The organism is Paraburkholderia nodosa DSM 21604, assembly GCF_000519185.1.
Lineage (GTDB): Bacteria > Pseudomonadota > Gammaproteobacteria > Burkholderiales > Burkholderiaceae > Paraburkholderia > Paraburkholderia nodosa.
Window position 1 is genome coordinate 153,828 of record NZ_JAFA01000003.1, and the last position, 22,532, is coordinate 176,359.

A 22,532-nucleotide genomic window follows, 5' to 3' on the forward strand; every position below is an offset into this window, starting at 1 on the left:
CCGTCCTCCCTTCGTTACCGTGAGTTGCTTAGGATTACATGGTTTCCGCGAACAGCTCGCGGCCGATCAACATGCGGCGAATCTCGCTCGTGCCCGCGCCGATTTCGTAGAGCTTCGCGTCGCGCCAGAGACGCCCGACCGGATACTCGTTGATATAGCCATTGCCGCCGAGGATCTGGATCGCTTCGCCCGCCATCCACGTAGCCTTTTCCGCGGTGTAGAGAATCACGCCCGCGCAGTCCTTGCGTACCTGGCGCACGTGGTCCCGGCCAATTGTGTCGAGCTGTCGGCCCACTGCGTAGAGATAGGCGCGGCACGCCTGGTAGGTCGTATAGAGGTCCGCGACCTTGCCCTGGATGAGCTGGAATTCGCCGATGGCCTGACCGAACTGCTTGCGGTCGTGAATGTACGGCACGACCGCGTCCATGACCGCGGCCATGATGCCGGTGGGCCCGCCCGCCAGCACGGCGCGCTCGTAGTCGAGGCCGCTCATCAGCACTTTCACGCCGCCGTTGAGCTGGCCCAGGATGTTCTCTTCGGGCACTTCCACGTCCTGGAACACCAGTTCGCCCGTATGCGAGCCGCGCATGCCGAGCTTGTCGAGCTTCTGCGCAACCGAAAAGCCCTTCATGCCCTTCTCGACGATGAACGCCGTAATGCCGCGCGAACCCGCTTCAGGGTCGGTTTTCGCGTAGACGACCAGCGTGTCGCAATCCGGGCCGTTGGTGATCCACATCTTCGTGCCGTTGAGCACGTAGCGGTCGCCCTTCTTTTCGGCGCGCAGCTTCATGCTCACGACATCCGAGCCGGCGTTGGGCTCGCTCATGGCGAGCGCGCCGATGTGCTCGCCGGAAACGAGCTTCGGCAGGTACTTGCGCTTTTGCGCCTCGCTGCCGTTGCGGTGGATCTGGTTCACGCACAGGTTCGAATGCGCGCCGTACGAAAGGCCGACCGATGCGGACGCGCGCGAGATTTCCTCCATCGCGACCATGTGCGCCGTGTAGCCCATGTTCGCGCCGCCGTACTCCTCCGAGACCGTCATGCCGAGCACGCCGAGGTCGCCGAACTTGCGCCAGAGGTCCATCGGGAACTGGTCGGTGCGGTCGATTTCGCCCGCGCGCGGCGCGATTTCCTTCGCCGCGAAGCCGGCGATGCTGTCGCGCAGCATTTCGACTTCTTCGCCGAGCGGGAACTGCAAACCGGGTACGTTGCTCATGTGTGTCTCCAGGGAATCTCGAACCGGGCGTAGCTTCGCCCCATGGACGCACATTTCACGCCAGATTTACGTTAACGTCAATAGGTATTTCTGAGTGACGCTCAACTTGTCATTAAGATGAAATTTCCTTGTCCGGCAGCGTTTTTTTCGCGGATAATCAACTCCATCCTGACGTAAATTGAATCAAGCTCAATATGGAAGCCGTCGCCCAGAAAGCCGTCCTGCCCGCGTCGCGCCGCCAGCCTGCGGGCCGCAAGTCGCAGCAGCGCGTGCGCGAGATCCTGCAGGCGGGGCGCGACGTATTCTCGGAAAAAGGGTACGCACGCGCCACCACGGCCGAGATCGCCCAGCGCCTGGGCGTGTCCGAGGCGACAGTGTTCAGCTACTTTCGGGGCAAACGGGAGTTGTGCGCGCGCGTGATCGGCGACTGGTATGACGAATCGATCGCCGCGATCGAAGGCGGCCTGCCGCGCGACGGCACCGTGCGCCAGCAGTTTGCATTCATCGTGCGCATGCATCTGCAGTTGATGCTGGAGAGCGGCACCGGCATCTGCGAACTGGTGCTCTCGGAAGGCCGCACGCGGCATCACGATCTGAGCGAAGCGCTCACGGAAATGCAGCGCCGCTACACGGCGCCGCTCATGCGCGTGCTCGCGCGCGGCCAGGAAAGCGGACAGATCCGCAACGACCTGCCGCTGCGGCTACTGCGTTCGCTGGTATTCGGGCCCATGGAGCATGTGCTGTGGGACGCGACGCTCGCCAATCGCCGCACGGACATCGACGCCACGGCCGAGCGCCTCGTGGACGCCCTCTGGTCGGCGCTGCAGCCGCCCAACCTCGAACTCGCCGCGCTCGCGCAGTTCAGCCAGGACGTGGGCGAAGCCGTGCGCCGGCTCGAGCGCGAACGCGCCGCGCGCTAGCCGGCGCGCCCTGGCCGGCAGTCAGACCGCCGCTTCCTCGGCCACGCGCGCGCTATCTTCGGCCGCCATTCAGGTAGCAACTGCCGCAGATCGACCACGGGAATCGGCATGCCGCGCAGGTTGAAAAGCCCGGGCAGATACGGCGGCGCACCGGCAGCGCGAACCCGGTACGGGCCAGTTGGAACGAGCCGTACAGCTCGACGTTCGGACCGGCGGCACGCGCAGTCCAGCGACGAGGCCAGCAGCGACATCGCGACAAGACAAGCAAGAACTTTATTCATGTCGCAATCCTTATTAATTATGAAAGTACGCCGTGGCGCACCATCGCGGTAAGGCGCGCGCGCAGTCTACGTCAATCTGACGAAGGGCCTGCGCCCAGAAGATCGAAACGGCGTTTCGATTTGTGATGGCCAGGCGAGCCGTCCATGTTCACATTGGACACCGTCGGCAAGCGCATCGATGTCCAATAATTACAACCGGGCGACGTACGCTCGCACCTCATTGCACGCATTTCTGCGAAATATGGACCGCGAAGCGAGCCGATGCGCGCCGTACGCACCCCTGGCGCCCTTTGCGCCCCGCCAGCCCGGCGCCTTCTGTAACAACTCGAAAAATCGGTGCAACTCGCGTAATTGCATTGGATCCGGCAATGTCATAGCGTTCGATAATTGGCTGGCGCGCGCCGTCGCTCCGGCCTGCCCGTTTCTGGAGATCGTGTGTGAGAAGGTCGAAACTGTTTCTCGGGGCCGCTGCGGCCGCGCTTCTCGGCGCGTGCGGCATAGCACAGGCGGCGCGTGTCGGCGTGTATTTCGGCGCCGGTGTGCCGTATTACTACCCGGTCGCGCCCGCGCCCTACTACTACGCGCCGCCACCGGCCGTGATCGTCGCGCCGCCGCCGCAGGCGCCCGACTACATCGAGCAGGGGCAGGCCGGCGCCCCCGCCATGGATCCGCAGCAAGGCCCCGTCAACGCCGCGCCGGGCGATGCAGCGGGCGACCAGCAGGCGAACGCCGACACCTGGTATTACTGCGACGAGTCGAAAACCTACTATCCGTACGTAAAGCAATGTTCGTCGGGCTGGCGCGCGGTTCCCGCCCAGCCGGCGCCGTCGAACTGAACACCTTGAAAATATCGAGCCGCACATGAAATACACGTATCTCGCGCTACTCGCCACGGCGGGGCTGCTGAGCGCATGCGCCGTGACGCCCACGGGGCCGAGCGTGATGGCCCTGCCCGGCACGGGCAAGACCTTCGATCAGTTCCGCGCCGACGACGCGAACTGCCGCCAGTTCGCCTTCCAGCAGGTAGGCGGCGTCACCGCGAACCAGGCGGCAACCGGCGCCGGTGTGGGCAGCGCCGTGGTCGGTACCGCCCTCGGCGCGGCCGCGGGCGCCGCATTTGGCGGCGGTCAGGGCGCGGCCATCGGCGCGGGCGCGGGCCTGCTTGCGGGCAGCGCGGTCGGCATGGGCAACGCACAGGGTTCCGCGTGGGACGTGCAGCGCCGTTACGACTACGCTTATCTGCAATGCATGTACGCCACCGGCAACCGCATCCCGGCGCCCGGCAACATGACGATGTCGCAGCCCCAGCAGTTCCAGGCGCCGCAGCAGCAGTTCCAGACGGCGCCGCAACCACGCTATTTGCCGCCGCCCCCGCCGGGGTCGCCGCCTCCGCCGCCGAACGGATATTGAAGCTCAAGCGGATATAGACCGCATAAAGACGAACGCGAGGCCTGGCGCATCTGCGCCAGCCTCGCGTTTTGCTTTGGATTCCGAATAAGCCGAATCAGTGCGTGTCGAATTCGAGCCCCTTGCCGTTCCACACCACACGGCGCATTTCGCCCGATTGCGGGTCGATGAGCGTCATCTGCTGCGCGGCGTGGACAGGATCGGGTTTCTCATCGCGGTCCGTCGCGGACCTGGATTCGAGCAGCGGCTGCAACACCGGCGCGAGCGACTTGAGCAGTTGCACGGACAACGCACTCGTGAACGTATAGCGCGCCGCGTACGGCTCATGCACCCATGCCGTGAGCGTGCCGTAGAAGCGGTTGCCGATCACGAACACGAAGGTCGCGCTCCGGTTCACCTTGCGCGATTCGATGAGCCGCGCGCCCGGGGCGTACACGTTGAAGCGCTGGTCGCCGGTGCCGGTCTTGCCGTACACGGGCAGCGTCTTGCCGTCGGGGAGCGTCATGCCGTCGGCGAGGCGCTTGGCCGTGCCGCCCTCCACCACCGACGTCAGCAGCTCGCGCACCACTTGCGAAATATCCGGCGAAATCAGCGCCTGCGGCGGCGTGGACGCATGAACGAAGTGCGTCTCGTACGGCGTGCCGCGCGCGAAGTCGAGCGACTCGAAGCTGTGCGTCGGCAGCTTTTCGCCATTGCTCGAAATCAGGCCGATGAGCTGCGCGAGCGCCGCGGGCCGGTCGCCCGACGCACCGATCGCCGCGCCATAAGAAGGCGTGATGCTGTCGAACGGATAACCGACCGCGCGCCAGGATTTGCCGATCGCGTCATACGCGCGCAGCTCGATCATGTGGCGAATGCGCCGGTTCTGGGTCGCGTGATACTTCGTCTTGAAGAGCCAGCTGTAGGTGTAAAGGCGCGTGTCGCGGCTCGCCTGCTGAACCTGCGCGAGCGTCGCATCCGGGTGCACGCGCAAGTAATTCAGCAGCCACAGCTCGAGCGGATGAATGCCCGCAATATAGCCGCGGTCGTTGAGGTTGAATTTGTCGATGGCGTACTTGTCGTAGTAGTGCGCGAGGTCTTCGTCGTCGAGCCACTGGAACTTCGTGTTCTTTAGTTGCGCGCGCATCTGTGCGTCGAACCACGGCAGTTTGCCGTCGGGTTTCACGCTGCGCAGCACGGTCGCAATGCGCGCCGGGCCCTTGCGCGTGTGCTGCAGCAAGATCGCCAGCGCTTCGTCGTTGCTCTTGCCCGCGTAGCGCGTGTAGAAGCGCTTCATGTAGACCTGGCTCTCACCATCGGCAAACTGCGTGAGAAAACCCGTGCGCACAACAGGATCGTCGAGCCATTGCGCGGGTGGCCCCGAAGTCTGGATCATCTCGTAGTGAACGATGTCGCGCATGAGCCGCACGAACACCAGATTCACCGAATGCTGGAACGCGCGATGCACGGTCAGAATCTGCGCGTTGTCGCTCGACTCGAAATTGTTGAAGCTCTGCGCGCCGCCGCCAGTGTAGAACGTCTCGCCCGGGTTGGCCGAGTACTTGCGCTCGACGGCCGCTTCCAGCATGGAATGCAGCGAGCGGTCGGACGTCTTCGAAAGATAGTCGATCGCCCAGCGCGTGAGCGCGTCACTCGGATCGACTTGCGGCAGCATCGCGCGCAACGACTTCGCGTCGTCGGCCGCGTAGCGCGCGTGCAGCGCGCTCACGATCTGCAGATACGTCACGAGCGTGCGCAGCTTCGCCGTCGACCCCAGATTCAGGCGCGCGCCCGAATTGATGTCGAACGGCTGGTTCACGCTGTCCGTTTGCACGCGCACGAGGTTCTCGCCGCTGCTGCGCTCGAACAGCGTGAAGCTATACGCGATCTTCGAAGGGTCGTCGGCGGGGCGCAGCATCTCGAAGCCGACCAGACCCGCCTGGCGCGCGCCGTCCTTCGTCGCGGCGTCGGCAAGGCGGTCGCTCACGGCCTGCTGCACGCTGTCGACGAGCGTGGCCGTGGCGGTGAGATCGAGGCGGTCGAGGTCGTAAAGCGTCGTCAGCCCCAGCGCCTGCATGAGCTGGGTGCGCAGAGTCAGCACCGCCTTGCGCTCCACGAATGAAACCGGCGCTCGCTGGGACGGCTTCGAGCGGTCGAGCGTGAGCTGCGTGGCGAGCGCGGCGTCGCGCAGCGCCGGCGTAATCACGCCGCCGGCGCCGAGCAGGCGGATATAGCTGTCGGTCAGCTTTGCGAGTGCGTCGTTGTTCTTTTGCAGAAAGTATGAAGGGGCGCGCTGGGCGATCAGCAGCGAGAGCACCTGGCGGAACGCCAGCGCCTGCGCGTCGAGCGTCTCGGGCGTAAGCGGCGCGCGCAGGATGCGATTGACGTCGCGGAAGTCGCGCCCGTACCAGGCGGCGAGGCCGTCGCCGAGACCGTTGACTTCGCCCACACCCGGCTTGGCGGAGAGCGGCACCGAATTCAGGTAGTGCACGAGAATCTGCTGGCGCGCGGGCATGGTCTGCGGGCCGTCCAGATAGGCGCGCAGCGAAGCGGAGGCGATCTGGCGCAGCTTCTCCGGCGGCGTGGAGGTGCGGCCGCCCGTCGAGTGCCGGAACTTCTCGATCTGCGTGGCGAGCGTGCTGCCGCCCGGCGTTTGCTGATGCTGGTTCACGAAGCGCGCTCCCTGATCGACGAGCGCGCGGCTAAAGCGCCCCCAGTCGATGGCCGGATTGCGGTTCGGCTGGTCCTGGGCCAGCAGGTATTTGTCTTCGATGAAAAGCAGCGAGTCGCGCACCACGGCCGGCACCGCGTCGAAATTCTCGTAGGCGCGCTGCGGATAACGCGTATGGAAGAGCGTCGCACCCGTTGCGTCGCGCAGCACGATCCCGGCCTGATCCTTTTCTTCGAACGGCAGGAAAAGCCCCTCGTCGGCCACGGCGATCATGCGATCTGAATCGCGCGCCTGCGCGGCGATCGCGAAACCGCGTTCCGCAAGCCGGTTCTCGAAGGTGGGCAGCTGCGCATAACCGAGCCGCACGTCGTACGGCCCGTTCGTGGTGGGAAAGCGGATGTTGTGGCTCGGCCCGTTTTCGACCGTAAAGCCGATGTCGCGCGTGAGTTCGGAGAGGTAGCGCGCCTGCAGGCGCGACGTGTCGATTTCGATCTGAACGATGCGCGCGATGATGACGAGGGCGGCCAGAAACGCGACGACGAATCCCCACTTGACCCACCTGAAGAGTGAGCCAGCGCCAGCGGCGCGAACAGGAAAACGTACCGATGGGCGGTTCATGCGTATTCTCCTGACATCACGTCAGATTTCCAGACGGCACCCCTTAAACAGTCTATCTCGCTCCGTAGGTTCTTGCGCGCCAGTATGTAGGGCTCCGCACGCACGTCGCACTGCCGCAACACCGATGCCCAGCACGTGACAGTTTTGCGGCATTTTGCGCCAGCGCCGTGGCACGGCACATGCTCCCGATATAATGATTGACTATTTCGTTGGATACCGGGAAATATGAAGAAGCTTGCCGTGCCCCTTGCCCTTTCGCTCACGCTCGGCGCGTGCGCGTGGTTCCAGAGCAACCCGGACGCCGGTCAGCCGGTCATCGATTCCACAACCAACCGGTCGGTCCAGGACGTGATCTCGTGCCTGACCGTCGAAGCCTCGCGTCACGGCGCCAGCTTCACCACCTCGCCGCTGCCGCAAGGCCAGATGCTCGAGTTCGGCGACTCGAACGTCATCAAGGTTCGCACCGACAACGGCGCGACGACCTACCGCTATTACGCCGGCAAACGCCACGCCTCGAACCTGTGGATCGAGGGTGCGAGTAAAACCTGCGCGCCTTGAACATTTGACGGGCCGTTTTTGCCCGGCCGCCGCCGGCGGCTCTTCGCGCCCTTTCTATTACAGCTTTTTACATTGATGAGCGCCGTGTAGCGCGATGACACATTTTCGCCGGGCGTTTTAAGAATCGCTTAAGTCTTCGTCCGCATCATCGCTTCACTTAGAAGAAACGAACGCTGCAGGAGGTTTCGTGAAACAGCAAGACCCGCAAATCCAGCCGACAAGTCAGGTCGACAACGAGGCGACGCCCGGCGCGAAGCCCGCTCGCCGCACCTTGTTGCGCCGGTTGCTGAGCCACCACGAGCTTGCGACCCTCCTGTTGCTGCTGCATGCGCCGATCGACGCGCACGCCAAACCGGAGATTCCGATGCTCAAGGAAGCCGGCCTCGTCGAGCAGGTGCAGGACGACGCCGGTGACCCGCGCATCCGCCTTACGTCGGAAGGCAACGCCGTGCTGCAGGGACTCGGCCTCGCGCGCTGAGGTTGCCCCGCGCGGCGCGCAACGCATCGAACAAAAAAGACGGCGGCACGCATGGCGTGCCGCCGTCTTTTTTTATCGAACTACAGAATGAATCGCAGCGCTTCGCCTCAAACCGACTCGAGTTCCGCGCCTTCGGCGGCGAGCGCCTCATTTTCGTCCTGCAGGCACAACAGCCGGTAGCCGCTCTTGTACACCGGCTGCAGCCGAAAGCCGTTCGGCGTGTCGATCTCCAGCAACAGACGCAGTCGCGACACGTGGCTGTCGATCGTGCGGGTCAAGGTGTGCAACTCGCGCCCCCACACCATCGCGTAAATGTGATCGCGCGAGAGCACGCGCCCGATATTCGAGAAGAACAGCGCAGCCAGCCGGTATTGCGTGGTCGAGAGCAGCACGGGCTTGCCGTGCACGCTGACGGCCTGATGCCGCATGTCGAAGTGATAAGGGCCGGCGTCGATCGTCAGGTTCTCGTACCGGTCGGGAAACGCGCGGCGCAGGAGCGCGTTCACGCGCGCGCGCAGCACCGAAGGACAAACCGGCAGGCACACGTAGTCGTCCGCGCCGATAGAAAACGCTCGCACCACGCTCTCGTCGGAGGCGTCCTCGGAGACGAACAGCACCGGAATCTGGCTGCCGTTCACGGCCCGCAAGGTTCTCAGCAGTTCCGTGCCGGCGATTCGCGAGCCCTGCCAGTCGAGCAGGAGCATATCGACAGTCGATGCGGCCAGCGTCCTGGCAAGCAGGAGTGCGTCGCTGGACGGCACGCAGGCGTGACCGCATTGCGTCAGCACGCGCTCGAGCTGCTGGCGATGGTCAGCGTCGCGCTGGAGAATCGCGATGCGCATGGTGGGCCCCTGATGGTTCGATGATGAAACCGGGCAATTTTGTGGATATGTGCAAAATCTGCCCATCGGACGAGTCCGAATTCCAGCGCGCTTCACCGTTTTCCCACAACGGCGCGTGAGCGTCCTGACGGGCCGCGCATCGGGCAGCTTGCAGGCTTCCTGTAGAATCGCGCACTGGCCTGAAGTCGTCGCACGTCCGCCCACCCTCGCGGACGCGCTGTTGCCGTGCCCCACCCTTGCGCCCGCCTATCCGACGACCGCCGCCCCCGCGCCACGCGCGCACCAGGCAAATTCGGCCATCACAGACGTCCACGCGCGTTCCGCACGCGCTACATACAACGTCGTACATAACAACACCCTGGTTTTTCGGAAATGCAAGCAACAGAAATTGGCGTGCGCACGCCTGCCGCTGCGCGCGCGCTCACCCGCAGCGACTACAAGACGCTCGGGCTCGCCGCACTCGGCGGCGCCCTCGAGTTCTACGACTTCATCATCTTCGTGTTCTTCGCGCCGGCTATCGGCCAGTTGTTCTTCCCCGCAACGATTCCCGACTGGCTGCGCCAGCTGCAGACTTTCGGCATCTTCGCGGCGGGCTACCTCGCGCGGCCGCTCGGCGGCATCGTCATGGCGCACTTCGGCGACCTGCTCGGCCGCAAGCGCATGTTCACGCTCTCCGTGCTGCTGATGGCGCTGCCCACGCTCGCCATGGGCTGCCTGCCCACCTATGCGACGATCGGCATCCTCGCTCCCGTGCTGCTGCTCGCGCTGCGCGTGCTGCAAGGCGCGGCCGTGGGCGGCGAGGTGCCGGGCGCGTGGGTGTTCGTCTCCGAGCACGTGCCGCGCCGCCATATCGGCTACGCCTGCGGCACGCTCACGGCGGGCCTCACGTTCGGCATCCTGCTCGGCTCGCTCATCGCCGCGGCGGTCAATCATCACTACGCCCCGAGCGACATCGCCGCGTACGCCTGGCGCATTCCGTTCCTGATTGGCGGGCTGTTCGGCATGTTCTCGGTGTATCTGCGCCAGTGGCTGCACGAAACGCCCGTGTTCGCGGAGATGCAGGCGCGCAAGTCGCTCGCCGACGAAATCCCGCTCAAGGCCGTGCTGCGCGACCACGGCCGCGCCGTGATCGTCTCGATGCTGCTCACGTGGATGCTTTCGGCCGCCATCGTCGTCGTGATCCTCATGACGCCGCCGCTCCTGCAGAAGCAATTCCATCTCGACGCCACCACGTCGCTGCTCGCGAACTGCGTGGCGACGCTCTTCCTCACGGTGGGCTGCGTGAGCGCGGGCGCGCTCGCGGACCGCTTCGGCGCGCGCCGCGTGCTGGCCATCGGCGGCATCGCCCTCGCGATCGCGTACTACACGCTGTTCCGCCAGATCGCCGTGGACAGCTCGATGCTCATGCCGCTTTATGCGCTCTGCGGGCTGCTGGTCGGCACGATCGGCGCGGTGCCCTACGTGATGGTGAACGCGTTCCCGCCCGTGGTGCGCTTCTCGGGCATCTCGTTCTCGTACAACGTGGCGTACGCCGTGTTCGGCGGCCTTACGCCGATCGTCGTCGCGTTGCTGATGAAGTCCGCGCCGCTCGCGCCCACGTACTATGTGGCCGCGATCTGCGTGCTCGGTGCGATCACGACGCTGTTCTTCAAGGACGCGCATCGCGAGCAGTAAGTGCGCCGGGGTGCGCATTGAATGCGCACGGGACGGCCGCCACTGGTCCGGCACCATTTTGCCGCCGGCTTCGACGATTCACCTCGCGCTGAAACGTCGAAGCCGGCGAGCGCCCTACCATGGGCGCATGAATACCTCACACCCCACCCCCGCCCCCCACGTCCATTTCACGCCCGCGCTCACGCGTATCGTCGCGACCGTCAGCGTCGGGTTCGTCGTCACGCAGCTGGACGTCACCATCGTCAATATCGCGCTCGCGCGCATCGCAACCGATCTCCATGCGAACGTCGCGGGCCTGCAATGGATCGTCGACGCCTATACGCTCGCCTTCGCGGTGCTGATGCTCTCGGGCGGCGTGCTCGGCGACCGCTACGGGGCGCGCCGCCTCTACGCCATCGGGCTCGTGGTGTTCGCGCTCGCCTCGCTGGCCTGCGGACTCGCGGCCAATCCGGTCATGCTGGTCGCCGCCCGCGCGCTGCAGGGCGCAGGCGCCGCGGCCATGCTGCCCAATTCGCTCGCGCTGCTCAACGAAGCGTGCCGCCACGACCGGGCGCTCAGGGCGCGCGCAGTGGGTTTCTGGACCGCCGCCGGCGCCATCTCGATCGCCGCCGGCCCGGTGGCGGGCGGTCTGCTGATCGCGGCGTTCGGCTGGCGCAGCATTTTCCTCGTGAACCTGCCGCTGTGCGCGGCAGGCCTGTGGGCCGCGCTCGCGTGGATTCCCCCGCCGCGCCGCCATGCGCACGCCTCCAGCGCTGCCGGCGCGCCCGCCGTGCGCAGCCTCGATGCGCCCGGCCAATTGCTCGCCATCGTGGCGCTCACGGCCTTTACGGGCGCCGTGATCGAATGGCGGCCGCTCGGCTTCACGCACTGGGCCGTGGCGGGCGGCTTTGCGCTCGCGCTGGTCGCGGGTTTTGCGTTCGTCTCACTCGAGGCACGCGCACGCGACCCTATGCTGCCGCTCGCCATGCTGCGCAACCGCACGTTCAGCGCGGCGGTGCTGTTCGGTATCTGCGTGAATCTCACGTATTACGGCACCGTGTTCGTGCTCGCGCTCTATCTGCAGCATGCGCGGGGAGAGACGCCACTGCAGGCGGGCCTCGCGTTCATTCCGCTCACCGCCGGCTTCCTGCTCTCGAACATCGTGAGCGGCCATGTGGTGGCACATTACGGCACGCGCCGGCCGATGATCATCGGCGCGCTGATTGCGGGTGCCGGCTACGCATTGCTGATCAGCGTTGACGCCGCGACGCCGCTCGCCTTCGTGCTGCTCGCCTTTCTGCTGATTCCCTCCGGCATGGGCCTGGCCGTCCCGGCGATGACCACGGCCGTGCTCTCCTCAGTCGAGCCGGCGCGCGCGGGGACGGCCTCTGCGCTGCTCAATACGGCGCGTCAGGCGGGCGGGGCGGTAGGGGTGGCGGCGTTCGGCGCGCTCGCGGGCGGGGCGGGCGCGGCGCAGGTGGTAGCCGGCCTGCGCGCGGAAACCGCGGTCTCGACGGCGCTCCTGCTCACGGCGGCCGGGCTCGCCTGGTTCGTGAGGACCGATCCGGCGCATGCGGGCGGGCGCCACGCCGCGCCGGCGCGGGTGAACGAACCGGAATCGCGCTGATGCAACAGCGAACTGGCGTGCCGACCTACAGCGACGCCTCCTGGATCGCGCCGGAGTCGATTGCGCGGGCGATCAAGCCATCGTTCTGCGCCTTGCGGATGGCGTGAGCGATCAGCTGGTCGGGCTCCTCGAGCTCTGCCTTGAGCGTGCCGATGAGTCCGGAGGCGTCGAGGATCACCAGCGTCTTCGCGGTATCCGCGTCGCTGATGAACACGCGCCGCGTGCCGTCTTCCGCAAGACTTGCGCAGAACTGCCCGGTCTTGCCTGCCACGTTGAAGTCGAAGTTCTGTATCAAGGCCTGCTCCCTCTACACCCGGTTGCCCGGTGGTTGCAATTCGACACTCGCGCTTCGCCACGCGAAGCCGTCAGCCTCGCAGGCCGCCGCCGCGCGGCGCGCGCAGACCATCAATGGAAGCACGTCCCGCGCCCGTCACGGCCAGCAGCAGGAAACCGCCCGCGATCGCCACGTTCTTCCAGAAATGAATGACCGCGTCCTGTTGCGCCGCGGCCTGGGTCATGTTCCAGAAGTCATGGCCGAGTATCGCCGTGACGATAGCGTACACGGCCAGCAGGAACGCAACCGCGCGCGTGCGCACGCCCAGCACGATCGCAATGCCGCCGAGCAGTTCGACGGCGGTCGCCACGATCGCGCCGTACGAGGCATACGGCACGCCCTTCGAGTGCAGGTAGCCGACGAACCCCGCGTATCCCAGCAGCTTCATGGCACCGCCCCAGAGAAACAGAATGGCGAGCGCGATGCGGGCGATGAAGATGATGAAGGAATCGGCGGGACGGGTCATGGAGGGCTCCGGTATGCAATATCGGAATGACCGCGAGGCGCACGGTCAGTTCCCTCGACTTGAGGCGGCAGTAGCAGACGAGGCGGCACGAAGAACGGCGCGCCATGCGCCGGAGCGAAACGAACTAACTCGGGAATTGATTCGGAATGCTATGGAATTTGCCTGACGAGCCCTGGCGCGATCCGTTCGCGATGCGCTCAAGCCATCGCGCAAACCGACGCGGCGCTGGCACGCTCAATGCTTGTGATGCATGCCGTGCGGCCGATGCGCGTCGAGCCAGCGAGTCAGGCGCGCCTCGAGCGCGCCTCTGCTGCGGCGCGACACGGCCCACATGGCCGCACACACCAGCAACATGACGCCTGGTCCGAGCAGATAAGCAGCAACGGTTTCCCTCATGGCAGTCTCCTCTGCGCGACGCCACAGTCCGTGAGACTTTTCATTCTAGGCGATAGCGCGGCCCACGGTAAACGTCGTCCACGAATGCAGCAGGGACATAAACCCAAGGTTTTCATATATCCGCTGCCGGCCAATTCTTTACCTCAGACGTAATCGCCTTGCCCGCGCGTTTCGCTAGAATCGGCGGCATGAACACGCTCGCTTCCATCCTCCCTGCCGCGCCGTCCGGCGCCGGGCTCCGCAGCGTCGGCGAGATGCTGCGCGACTGGCGCACGCGCCGGCGCATGAGCCAGTTGCTGCTCGCAACCGAAGCCGAGATTTCGACGCGCCACCTGAGCTTCGTCGAATCGGGCCGCGCGCTGCCGAGCCGCGAGATGGTCATGCATCTGGCCGAGCAACTCGATGTGCCGCTGCGCGAGCGCAACGCGCTGCTCGTGGCGGCGGGCTATGCGCCGCTCTATCGCGAACGCGCGCTCGACGACCCGCAGCTCGCCGCCGCACGCGAGGCGGTCGATCTTGTGCTGCGCGGCCACGAACCGTATCCCGCCGTGGCCGTCGACCGCCACTGGAATATCGTCGCCACGAACGGCGCGCTCGCGCCGCTCATCGGCGACGCTTCGCCTGCGCTGCTCGCCGCGCCCATCAATGCGCTGCGGCTTTCGCTGCATCCCGAGGGCATGGCGCCGCGCATCGTCAACTGGCACGAGTGGCGCGCGCATCTGCTCACGCGCCTGCAACGTCAGATCGACGCGTGCGCCGACCCCGCGCTCGCCGCGCTACACGAGGAACTCGCGACGTATCCCACGCCGCCCGGCGTAGCGAACGCGAGCGCCGAACCGATCGCCCATCACATTGCCGTGCCGCTGCGCGTGCGCACCGTGCTTGGCGAACTGGCGTTCTACAGCACGACCACCGTGTTCGGCACACCGGTCGACATCACGCTTTCCGAGCTGGCAATCGAAGCGTTCTTTCCCGCCGACCCGCGCACCGCTCAGGCATTGCGCAACCACGCGCCTTGACGCGCCCAAGGCGGCCGCGCCGGGTGCGCCCGATAATATGTCGGGCGCGTGAAACGAGCGGGAATAATCATTCTAGATTCATGCGCACGCAACGATCGTGCAATTCGGCGTGCAGCAAAGTATTCGGGTGGGGTGAATCCCAATCAATTACAAAAATTCGCGCGTTTTTTGGACCCGATTTACGAATCATTTCCAGCCCGATGATGCAATCCGGAAAAGCCGCGCCGCGCCCAACCGAGCGATTCACCCATGAATTCATGGGGATTTCCATCATCGACAGAAAGCTTTAAAACACGAATCGTTTTCAAACATATCCGCTCGATAACGTGCATTTTGCATAAGTGACGTTTCGCCATCTGCTCGACAAATAGTGCGAAAAATCGATATATCCGTACAAATACGTCGAAAGCAATTACATTCATCCCCTTTACTTCTTCTTGTTCCTACTTTTAAATACGGGTGTCCCTGACGCACACACAAGCTGGAGATGCCATGAGCCATTTTCTGGATCGTCTGCGTTACTTCACGGCGGCACGAACACAATTCGCAGACGGTCACGGCGCCGTCACAGACGAAGACCGAAAATGGGAGGAGGCGTACCGCACACGCTGGCAGCACGACAAGATCGTGCGCTCCACACACGGCGTGAATTGCACGGGCTCCTGCTCGTGGAAGATCTATGTGAAGGGCGGCATTGTCGCGTGGGAAACGCAGCAAACCGACTACCCGCGCACTCGCCCTGACATGCCCAACCACGAACCGCGCGGCTGCTCGCGCGGCGCATCTTATTCGTGGTATCTCTACAGCGCCAATCGCCTCAAGTATCCGCTCGTGCGCAGCGCGCTCGTGAAGCTGTGGCGCGAAAAGCGCCGCACGCTCGACCCCGTTGCCGCGTGGGCCGCCATTGTCGACGACGATGCCGCGCGCAAAAGTTATCAAACGCGGCGCGGTCTTGGCGGCTTCGTGCGGGCAGACTGGAGCGAAGTGCTCGAAATCGCAGCCGCAGCGAACGTGCACACCATCAAGCGCCACGGCCCCGACCGCGTGATCGGCTTCTCGCCCATTCCCGCGATGTCGATGGTGTCGTACGCGGCCGGCTCGCGCTATCTCTCGCTCATCGGCGGCGTGTGCCTCTCGTTCTACGACTGGTACTGCGACCTGCCGCCCGCCTCGCCGCAAACATGGGGCGAGCAGACCGACGTGCCCGAGTCCGCCGACTGGTACAACTCGTCATTCATCGTGATGTGGGGGTCGAACGTGCCGCAAACGCGCACGCCCGACGCGCACTTCATGGTGGAAGCGCGCTATCGCGGCGCGAAGATCGTGTCGATCTTCCCCGACTACGCCGAAGGCGCGAAGTTCGGCGACATCTGGCTGCATCCCAAGCAGGGCACCGACGCGGCGCTCGCGCTCGCCATGGGCCACGTGATCCTCAAGGAGTATCACCTCGCCGGCAAGAGCGCCTATTTCGCCGACTATTGCAGCCGTTTCACCGACATGTCCTGCCTCGTCACGCTCGTCGAGCGCGACGGCCAGTACGTGCCCGACCGCTATCTGCGCGCCTCCGACTTCGACGGCGCCCTCGCGCAGGACAACAATCCCGAATGGAAGACCGTGGTGATCGACAGCGCGACCCACGAGTTCGCGGTGCCGCTCGGCTCGGTGGGCTTTCGCTGGGGCCAGCAGGAAGGCGCCGATCGCGGCAAGTGGAACCTGCGCGAGGAAAGCGTCGATGGCGCGCCGCTCAAGCCCGCGCTCTCGCTCGTGGAAAAGCACGACGACGTGGTGGACGTGCTGTTCCCCTACTTCGGCAACGTCGCGCATCCGCACTTCCCGCACACCGCGCACGGGCCGGTGCTGAGCCGCCGCATTGGCGTGCGGCGCGTGGCGACGCCCGCCGGCGAGCGGCTCGTGGCCACCGTCTACGATCTGTTCGTGGCCAACTACGGGCTCGATCAGGGCCTGGGCGGCAAGGACCTCGCGCACAGCTACGACGACGACGTGCCCTACACGCCCGCGTGGCAGGAAGCGATCACGGGCGTGAAGCGCGCGGACGTCATCAACGTCGCGCGCCAGTTCGCCGAGAACGCGGACAAGACCGAAGGCCGTTCGATGGTGATCATCGGCGCGGGCATCAATCACTGGTTCCACATGGACATGGCGTATCGCGCCATCATCAACATGCTCGTGATGTGCGGCTGCGTCGGCAAGTCCGGTGGCGGCTGGTCGCATTACGTGGGCCAGGAAAAGCTGCGCCCGCAAACAGGCTGGACCGCACTTGCGTTCGCGCTCGACTGGAACCGGCCGCCGCGCCAGATGAACGCCACGTCGTTCTTCTATGCGCACACCGACCAGTGGCGCTACGATCCGATGAACCCCACGGATCTGCTTTCACCGCTCGCGAACAAGGCCGACTATCACGGCGCGCCGATCGACTACAACGTGCGCGCCGAGCGCATGGGCTGGCTGCCTTCGGCTCCGCAACTCACGAGCAATCCGCTGGAGCTCGGCCGCTCGCTCGAAGACCCCGCGAAGGCCGGCGCCGAAGTCGCGCGCCGCCTGAAAGACGGCAGCCTCAAGCTCGCCTGCGAGGACCCCGACAATCCGGTCGTATTCCCGCGCAACCTGTTCGTATGGCGCTCGAACCTGCTCGGCTCGTCGGGCAAGGGGCACGAGTACTTCCTCAAGCATCTGCTGGGCACAACGAACGGTGTGCAGGGCGAGGAAGTCGTGAAGGACGGCGTGCCGCGTCCCGAAGAAGTCGTCTGGCACGAGGAAGCGCCCCAGGGCAAGCTCGACCTGCTCTGCACGCTGGACTTCCGCATGTCCACCACCTGCATGTACTCGGACATCGTGCTGCCCACGGCCACGTGGTACGAGAAGGACGACATGAACACGTCCGACATGCACCCGTTCATTCACCCGCTTTCCGCTGCGGTGGACCCCGCGTGGCAGGCGCGCAGCGACTGGGAGATCTTCAAGGCCATCGCGAAGCGTTTTTCCGAACTGAGCGTCGGCCATCTCGGCGTCGAGCGCGACGTAGTGCTCGCGCCCATCGCGCACGACGCCGCGGGCGAACTGGCCCAGCCATTCGGCGTGGAAGACTGGAAGCGCGGCGAATGCGAGCCGGTTCCGGGCAGGACCATGCCGGGCGTGGTCACGGTCGAGCGCAATTACCCCGAGACGTATCACCGCTTCACCTCGCTCGGGCCGCTCATGGACAAGCTCGGCAACGGCGGCAAGGGCATTAGCTGGAATACGGAGGACGAAGTCCACGAGCTCGGCGCGCTGAACTACCGCGACCAGTCGGAGGACGCCGGCGACGCGAAGGGCCGCCCGCGCATCGAGACCGCGCTCGACGCCGCGGAAACGATTCTCTCGCTCGCGCCCGAAACGAACGGGGCGGTCGCCAGGAAGGCGTGGGAAGCGCTTTCGAAGTTCACGGGCATCGAGCACGCGCATCTCGCCGACGCCCGCGCCGACGAAAAAATCCGTTTCCGCGATATCCAGGCGCAGCCGCGCAAGATCATTTCGTCGCCAACGTGGAGCGGCATCGAATCGGAGCACGTGTCGTACAACGCGGGTTATACGAACGTGCACGAGCTGATCCCCTGGCGTACGCTGAGCGGCCGCCAGCAGCTCTACCAGGACCACACGTGGATGCGCGCGTTCGGCGAGGCGCTGTGCGTGTACAAGCCGCCGATCGACACGGGCAGCTACGAGAAGATGGCCGGCTCGCGCTCGAACGGCAACCCCGAACTCGCGCTGAACTTCATCACGCCACACCAGAAATGGGGCATCCACAGCACCTACACCGACAACCTGCTGATGCTCACGCTCTCGCGCGGCGGCCCGATCGTGTGGATCTCGGAGAAGGACGCGGCGCAGATCGGCGTGGTCGACAACGACTGGATCGAATGCTTCAACGCGAACGGCGCGCTTTGCGCGCGCGCCGTGGTGAGCCAGCGTATTCCGCGCGGCATGGTGATGATGTACCACGCGCAGGAAAAAATCGTGAATACGCCGGGGTCCGAAATAACGGGCACACGCGGCGGCATTCACAACTCCGTCACGCGCATTTCACTCAAGCCCACGCACATGATCGGCGGCTATGCGCAACTCGCTTACGGCTTCAACTACTACGGCACGGTCGGCTCGAATCGCGATGAATTCCTCATCGTGCGCAAGATGAAGAACGTCGACTGGCTCGACACAGAGGAAACGCCCGTTGGTCCGTTGCCTGCCGCTGTGAATGCGGCCGTCCGCGAAGGAGAAAGCTCATGAAAGTGCGCGCGCAGATTGCGATGGTGCTGAACCTCGACAAGTGCATTGGCTGCCATACGTGTTCGGTCACCTGCAAGAACGTCTGGACGAGCCGCGAGGGGATGGAATACGCGTGGTTCAACAACGTCGAGACGAAGCCCGGCATCGGCTACCCGAAGGAATGGGAGAACCAGGAGCGCTGGCGCGGCGGTTGGGTGCGCAAGGCCGACGGCCAGATCGAGCCGCGCCTGGGCGGAAAGTGGCGCCTGCTTGCGCAAATCTTCGCGAATCCGCATCTGCCGGAAATCGACGACTACTACGAGCCCTTCACGTTCGACTACGCGCATCTGCAGGAAGCGGGCAACACGAAGGCCACGCCGGTTGCGCGGCCGCGCTCGCTCGTGAGCGGCGAGCGCATGGAGAAGATCGAGTGGGGCCCGAACTGGGAAGAAATTCTCGGCGGCGAGTTCGAGAAGCGTTCGAAGGACTATAACTTCGAGAACGTGCAGAAGGAGATCTACGGCGAGTTCGAGAACACCTTCATGATGTATCTGCCGCGCCTGTGCGAGCACTGCCTGAACCCGGCGTGCGTGGCGGCATGCCCTTCCGGATCGATCTACAAGCGCGAGGAAGACGGCATCGTGCTGATCGATCAGGACAAGTGCCGCGGCTGGCGCATGTGCGTTTCGGGCTGCCCGTACAAGAAGATCTACTTCAACTGGAAAAGCGGCAAAGCCGAGAAGTGCATCTTCTGCTATCCGCGTATCGAGGTCGGTCAGCCCACCGTGTGTTCGGAAACCTGCGTGGGGCGCATCCGTTATCTGGGCGTGCTGCTCTACGACGCCGATCGCATTCAAGAGGCCGCGAGCGTCGCCGACGAAAAGGATCTCTACCAGGCGCAACTCGACGTCTTCCTCGACCCGTTCGATCCGGCCGTGATCGAGCAGGCCGCGCGCGACGGCGTTCCGCAGGCGTGGATCGACGGCGCGCAACGCTCGCCCGTGTACAAGATGGCGATCGACTGGCGCATCGCCTTCCCGCTGCACCCCGAGTACCGCACGCTGCCGATGGTCTGGTACGTGCCGCCGCTCTCGCCCATCAATGCGGCCGCCAATAGCGGCGAACTCAGCATGAACGGCTGGCTGCCCGACGTGCACTCGCTGCGCATTCCGCTGCGCTACCTCGCGAACCTCCTTACCGCCGGCGATGAAAAGCCGGTGCAGGTCGCGCTGGAGCGTCTGCTCGCCATGCGCGCGTTCATGCGCGCGCGCCAGGTCGACCGCGTGGACGCCCCGCAGGTGCTCGCACAAGCAGGACTCTCGCTGGCTCAGGTCGAGGAGATGTACCGTTATCTCGCGATCGCGAACTACGAAGACCGCTTCGTGATTCCCACCACGCACCGTGAGTACGCGGAAGACGCCTTCGACCTGCGTTCGTCGTGCGGCTTCACGTTCGGCAATGGCTGCTCGGACGGCAAATCGGAGGCGAGCCTGTTCGCGCCGAAGAGTGGGCATCGCAAGATACCCATTCAGGAGATCTGACCATGTTCGCTGCTCGTCCCCAGCCCATGACGTACCGGCTCGTTGCGTTGCTGCTCGAGTACCCCGATGCGCAGCTCGTCGAGGCGGTGCACGAGCTGCGCGCGATGGTGCGCAGCGAGCGCGCGTTCGGCGCCGAAGCGCGCGAGAAGCTCGAACGCTTCCTCGACTATCTCGGTTCGCGCGATCTGCTCGCGCTGCAGGAAAACTATGTCGCGTTGTTCGATCGCGGCCGCGCAACGTCGCTGCATCTGTTCGAGCACGTGCACGGCGAGTCACGCGATCGCGGCCAGGCGATGATCGACCTCGTTCAGACCTACGAGAAACACGGCATGCTGTTGCAGCCTGGTCAGTTGCCGGACTATCTGCCCGTGTTTCTCGAATACCTCTCGATCCTGGAGGCGAACGACGCGCGCGCGCTGCTGGGTGAAACCGTCGCGATCCTGCAATCGATCACCGAAGAGCTGAGCCGGCGCAACAGCCACTACGCCTACGTGATAGGCGCACTGCTGCCGCTCGCGGGCGCGGGCGGCACCGATTTGCCCGAGGCCGCGCACGACGACGACGCGGGCAAGCCGCACGACAAGGAGCACCTGCGAGCGCTCGACGCGGCCTGGGCCGACGAGCCCGTGCAATTCATGGGCGCGGAGCGCCCGGCCATCGCGCCCGTGGAGTTCCACCCGCGGCGAGCACCACGCTGAAACCACGCAACACGCTAGCTGAGCACGTTGTTCGGACACCGCAAGCAAGGAGCCGTCATGGGCCAATACTTCCATCAGTTTCTGTTCGGCATTTATCCATACATCTGCCTTGCGGTGCTGCTGTTCGGCTCGCTCGTGCGCTTCGACCGCGAGCAGTACACGTGGAAGAGCGACTCCTCGCAACTGCTGCGGCGCGGCGCGCTGCGCCTTGGCAGCAACCTGTTCCACTGGGGCATTCTCGTCGTGGTGATGGGTCACTTCGTCGGCTTTCTCGCGCCGCACTGGCTCGTCGCGCCGTTCATCTCGGCCACCGTGCACCAGTTGCTCGCAATGGTCGCGGGCGGCGTGGCCGGCAGCTTCGCCATTGTCGGGCTCACGATCCTGATCGTGCGGCGGCTCGGCGACACGCGCATCCGCGTGAACAGCAAAGCGTCGGACATCCTCATCGTGTTCATGCTGTGGGTGCAACTCGCGCTCGGGCTCGCGACCGTGGTGCTCTCGTCGCGCCACATGGACGGCCTGATGTTCGAACAGCTCACCGACTACGTGAAAGGCGTGGTGACGTTCCGGCCCAATATCGCCGGGCTGCTGGACGGCGTGCCGCTCGTCTATCAGACCCATATCGCGCTCGGCTTCACGATCTTCCTCGTTTCTCCCTTCACGCGCATGGTCCATATCTGGAGCGGCATCGCTTCGGTGTTCTATCTGATCCGTCCGTACCAGCTCGTGCGCAAGCGCTAAATCGCCACAACCGGAACCAGGAGCGCTATCGATGATGAATGCGGTCCCCCATGAAGAGCAGCAGGACCTGCCTGCCCGCGTGAACGACGTCGAGATCGGACTCGCGGCAATCGAGGCTGAGCGCGGCAATCACGCCGACGAACCGGACCCCGCGCTCGCCGCGCGGCGCACGCTCGTCGTGCACGAACTGCTGCGCCAGCGCGCCGTGGCGCTGGACCTGCTGGCCCCTGACGCCGAACTCGACGACAGCGCGCTAGACACGCTGCTGGAACGCGAGCTGCGCGTGCCCGAGGCCACGCGCGAAGACGGCGAGCGCTACTACACGCAGCACGCGAAGCGCTTCGTGCGCAACGAACTCGTGTACGCGAGCCACATCCTCTTCGCCATTACCGACCGCGTGCCGCTCGCGCTGCTGCGCCAGAAGGCCGAAGAGACCCTGCGCGAATTGCAGCAGGCGCCCGACACCTTCGAGGCGCTGGCGCGCCAGTTCTCGAACTGCCCTTCGGCGGGCGTGGGCGGGAGCCTCGGCCAGCTCACGCGCGGCGACACGGTACCCGAGTTCGAATCGGCGCTGTTCGACTGCGCCGACATCGGGGTTCTGCCACGCCTCGTGCGCACGCGCTTCGGCTTTCATCTCGTGCGCGTGGATCAGCGCGTGCCGGGCAATCCGGTGCCCTACGACGAAGTCTCGGGCGAGATCGCGCGCTTTCTCAGCGAACGCGTGCGCCATAAAGCCATCCAGCAGTACGTATCGATCCTGGCTTCCGAGGCGACGCTCGAAAATGCCGCGCTGGAAGCCGCGACGAGCCCACTCGTCCAGTGAA

General features: G+C 65.1%; 20 protein-coding genes. 13 read left to right on the plus strand and 7 right to left on the minus strand.

Going from position 1 to position 22,532, the window contains the following annotated elements; genetic code table 11:
- Positions 1-34: 34 nt before the first annotated feature.
- Positions 35-1,216 carry an isovaleryl-CoA dehydrogenase gene (locus tag A3CW_RS0105255; RefSeq protein WP_028202618.1) on the minus strand — a complete coding sequence of 394 codons (1,182 nt, stop codon included), beginning with the start codon at positions 1,214-1,216 and terminating at the stop codon, positions 35-37.
- A 194-nt stretch (positions 1,217-1,410) separates the two neighbouring features.
- Here A3CW_RS0105255 and A3CW_RS0105260 point away from each other — a divergent pair, with 194 nt between their 5' ends.
- From A3CW_RS0105260 to A3CW_RS0105270, 3 genes are all read left to right on the plus strand, one after another.
- On the plus strand, positions 1,411-2,136 hold the full coding sequence (locus A3CW_RS0105260) for a TetR/AcrR family transcriptional regulator (protein WP_028202619.1): 726 nt from the start codon (positions 1,411-1,413) through the stop codon (positions 2,134-2,136).
- A 718-nt stretch (positions 2,137-2,854) separates the two neighbouring features.
- The gene (locus A3CW_RS0105265; RefSeq protein ID WP_028202620.1) at positions 2,855-3,253 is read left to right on the plus strand and encodes a hypothetical protein; all 399 of its coding nucleotides are present in this window, start codon (positions 2,855-2,857) and stop codon (positions 3,251-3,253) included.
- A 25-nt stretch (positions 3,254-3,278) separates the two neighbouring features.
- The gene (locus tag A3CW_RS0105270) at positions 3,279-3,827 is read left to right on the plus strand and encodes a glycine zipper family protein (RefSeq protein ID WP_035512374.1); all 549 of its coding nucleotides are present in this window, start codon (positions 3,279-3,281) and stop codon (positions 3,825-3,827) included.
- 94 nt (positions 3,828-3,921) lie between these two features.
- On the opposite strand, the gene A3CW_RS45340 is transcribed toward A3CW_RS0105270, so the two are convergent.
- On the minus strand, positions 3,922-7,092 hold the full coding sequence (locus A3CW_RS45340) for a transglycosylase domain-containing protein (protein ID WP_081771531.1): 3,171 nt from the start codon (positions 7,090-7,092) through the stop codon (positions 3,922-3,924).
- A 225-nt stretch (positions 7,093-7,317) separates the two neighbouring features.
- On the opposite strand from A3CW_RS45340, the gene A3CW_RS0105280 reads away from it, so the two are divergent.
- Both A3CW_RS0105280 and A3CW_RS0105285 read left to right on the plus strand, forming a co-directional pair.
- The gene (locus A3CW_RS0105280) at positions 7,318-7,650 is read left to right on the plus strand and encodes a hypothetical protein (protein ID WP_028202622.1); all 333 of its coding nucleotides are present in this window, start codon (positions 7,318-7,320) and stop codon (positions 7,648-7,650) included.
- Between the two features lie 208 nt (positions 7,651-7,858).
- On the plus strand, positions 7,859-8,128 hold the full coding sequence (locus tag A3CW_RS0105285) for a hypothetical protein (RefSeq protein ID WP_028202623.1): 270 nt from the start codon (positions 7,859-7,861) through the stop codon (positions 8,126-8,128).
- A 107-nt stretch (positions 8,129-8,235) separates the two neighbouring features.
- On the opposite strand, the gene A3CW_RS0105290 is transcribed toward A3CW_RS0105285, so the two are convergent.
- Positions 8,236-8,970: a response regulator transcription factor gene (locus A3CW_RS0105290; protein WP_028202624.1), complete on the minus strand. Its 735-nt coding sequence runs from the start codon at positions 8,968-8,970 to the stop codon at positions 8,236-8,238.
- Positions 8,971-9,342: 372 nt separating this feature from the next.
- Between A3CW_RS0105290 and A3CW_RS0105295 the strand changes: the two genes are divergently transcribed.
- Positions 9,343-10,644 (plus strand): MFS transporter, encoded by a 1,302-nt coding sequence (locus tag A3CW_RS0105295; RefSeq protein ID WP_028202625.1) that lies wholly within the window; start codon positions 9,343-9,345, stop codon positions 10,642-10,644.
- Between the two features lie 127 nt (positions 10,645-10,771).
- On the plus strand, positions 10,772-12,250 hold the full coding sequence (locus A3CW_RS0105300) for an MFS transporter (RefSeq protein ID WP_028202626.1): 1,479 nt from the start codon (positions 10,772-10,774) through the stop codon (positions 12,248-12,250).
- 25 nt (positions 12,251-12,275) lie between these two features.
- Here A3CW_RS0105300 and A3CW_RS0105305 read toward each other — a convergent pair whose 3' ends face one another.
- The 3 genes from A3CW_RS0105305 to A3CW_RS53230 form a co-directional block, all read right to left on the minus strand.
- Positions 12,276-12,545, minus strand: a complete 270-nt coding sequence (locus A3CW_RS0105305) for a hypothetical protein (RefSeq protein ID WP_028202627.1) — start codon at positions 12,543-12,545, stop codon at positions 12,276-12,278.
- A gap of 70 nt (positions 12,546-12,615) precedes the next feature.
- Positions 12,616-13,050, minus strand: coding sequence for a DoxX family protein (locus A3CW_RS0105310; RefSeq protein WP_028202628.1), 435 nt, complete (start codon positions 13,048-13,050; stop codon positions 12,616-12,618).
- 234 nt (positions 13,051-13,284) lie between these two features.
- Positions 13,285-13,446 (minus strand): hypothetical protein, encoded by a 162-nt coding sequence (locus A3CW_RS53230; protein WP_169739094.1) that lies wholly within the window; start codon positions 13,444-13,446, stop codon positions 13,285-13,287.
- 188 nt (positions 13,447-13,634) lie between these two features.
- On the opposite strand from A3CW_RS53230, the gene A3CW_RS0105320 reads away from it, so the two are divergent.
- Positions 13,635-14,465, plus strand: coding sequence for a helix-turn-helix domain-containing protein (locus tag A3CW_RS0105320; protein WP_051481242.1), 831 nt, complete (start codon positions 13,635-13,637; stop codon positions 14,463-14,465).
- Between the two features lie 67 nt (positions 14,466-14,532).
- Here the strand turns inward: A3CW_RS0105320 and A3CW_RS52235 are convergent, their stop codons facing one another.
- Positions 14,533-14,724, minus strand: a complete 192-nt coding sequence (locus tag A3CW_RS52235; RefSeq protein WP_154677863.1) for a hypothetical protein — start codon at positions 14,722-14,724, stop codon at positions 14,533-14,535.
- Positions 14,725-14,957: 233 nt separating this feature from the next.
- On the opposite strand from A3CW_RS52235, the gene A3CW_RS0105325 reads away from it, so the two are divergent.
- From A3CW_RS0105325 to A3CW_RS0105345, 5 genes are read left to right on the plus strand one after another with little or no spacing between them, the layout of a single operon-like run.
- Positions 14,958-18,749 (plus strand): nitrate reductase subunit alpha, encoded by a 3,792-nt coding sequence (locus tag A3CW_RS0105325; protein ID WP_028202630.1) that lies wholly within the window; start codon positions 14,958-14,960, stop codon positions 18,747-18,749.
- Positions 18,746-20,269, plus strand: a complete 1,524-nt coding sequence (gene narH, locus A3CW_RS0105330; protein WP_028202631.1) for a nitrate reductase subunit beta — start codon at positions 18,746-18,748, stop codon at positions 20,267-20,269. Before A3CW_RS0105325 ends, narH begins: the two co-directional genes overlap by 4 nt.
- 2 nt (positions 20,270-20,271) lie before the next feature.
- On the plus strand, positions 20,272-20,967 hold the full coding sequence (gene narJ, locus A3CW_RS0105335; RefSeq protein WP_035512378.1) for a nitrate reductase molybdenum cofactor assembly chaperone: 696 nt from the start codon (positions 20,272-20,274) through the stop codon (positions 20,965-20,967).
- 57 nt (positions 20,968-21,024) lie between these two features.
- Positions 21,025-21,708: a respiratory nitrate reductase subunit gamma gene (narI, locus tag A3CW_RS0105340; RefSeq protein WP_028202633.1), complete on the plus strand. Its 684-nt coding sequence runs from the start codon at positions 21,025-21,027 to the stop codon at positions 21,706-21,708.
- Between the two features lie 34 nt (positions 21,709-21,742).
- Positions 21,743-22,531: a peptidylprolyl isomerase gene (locus tag A3CW_RS0105345; protein WP_035512440.1), complete on the plus strand. Its 789-nt coding sequence runs from the start codon at positions 21,743-21,745 to the stop codon at positions 22,529-22,531.
- Position 22,532: the final 1 nt, after the last annotated feature.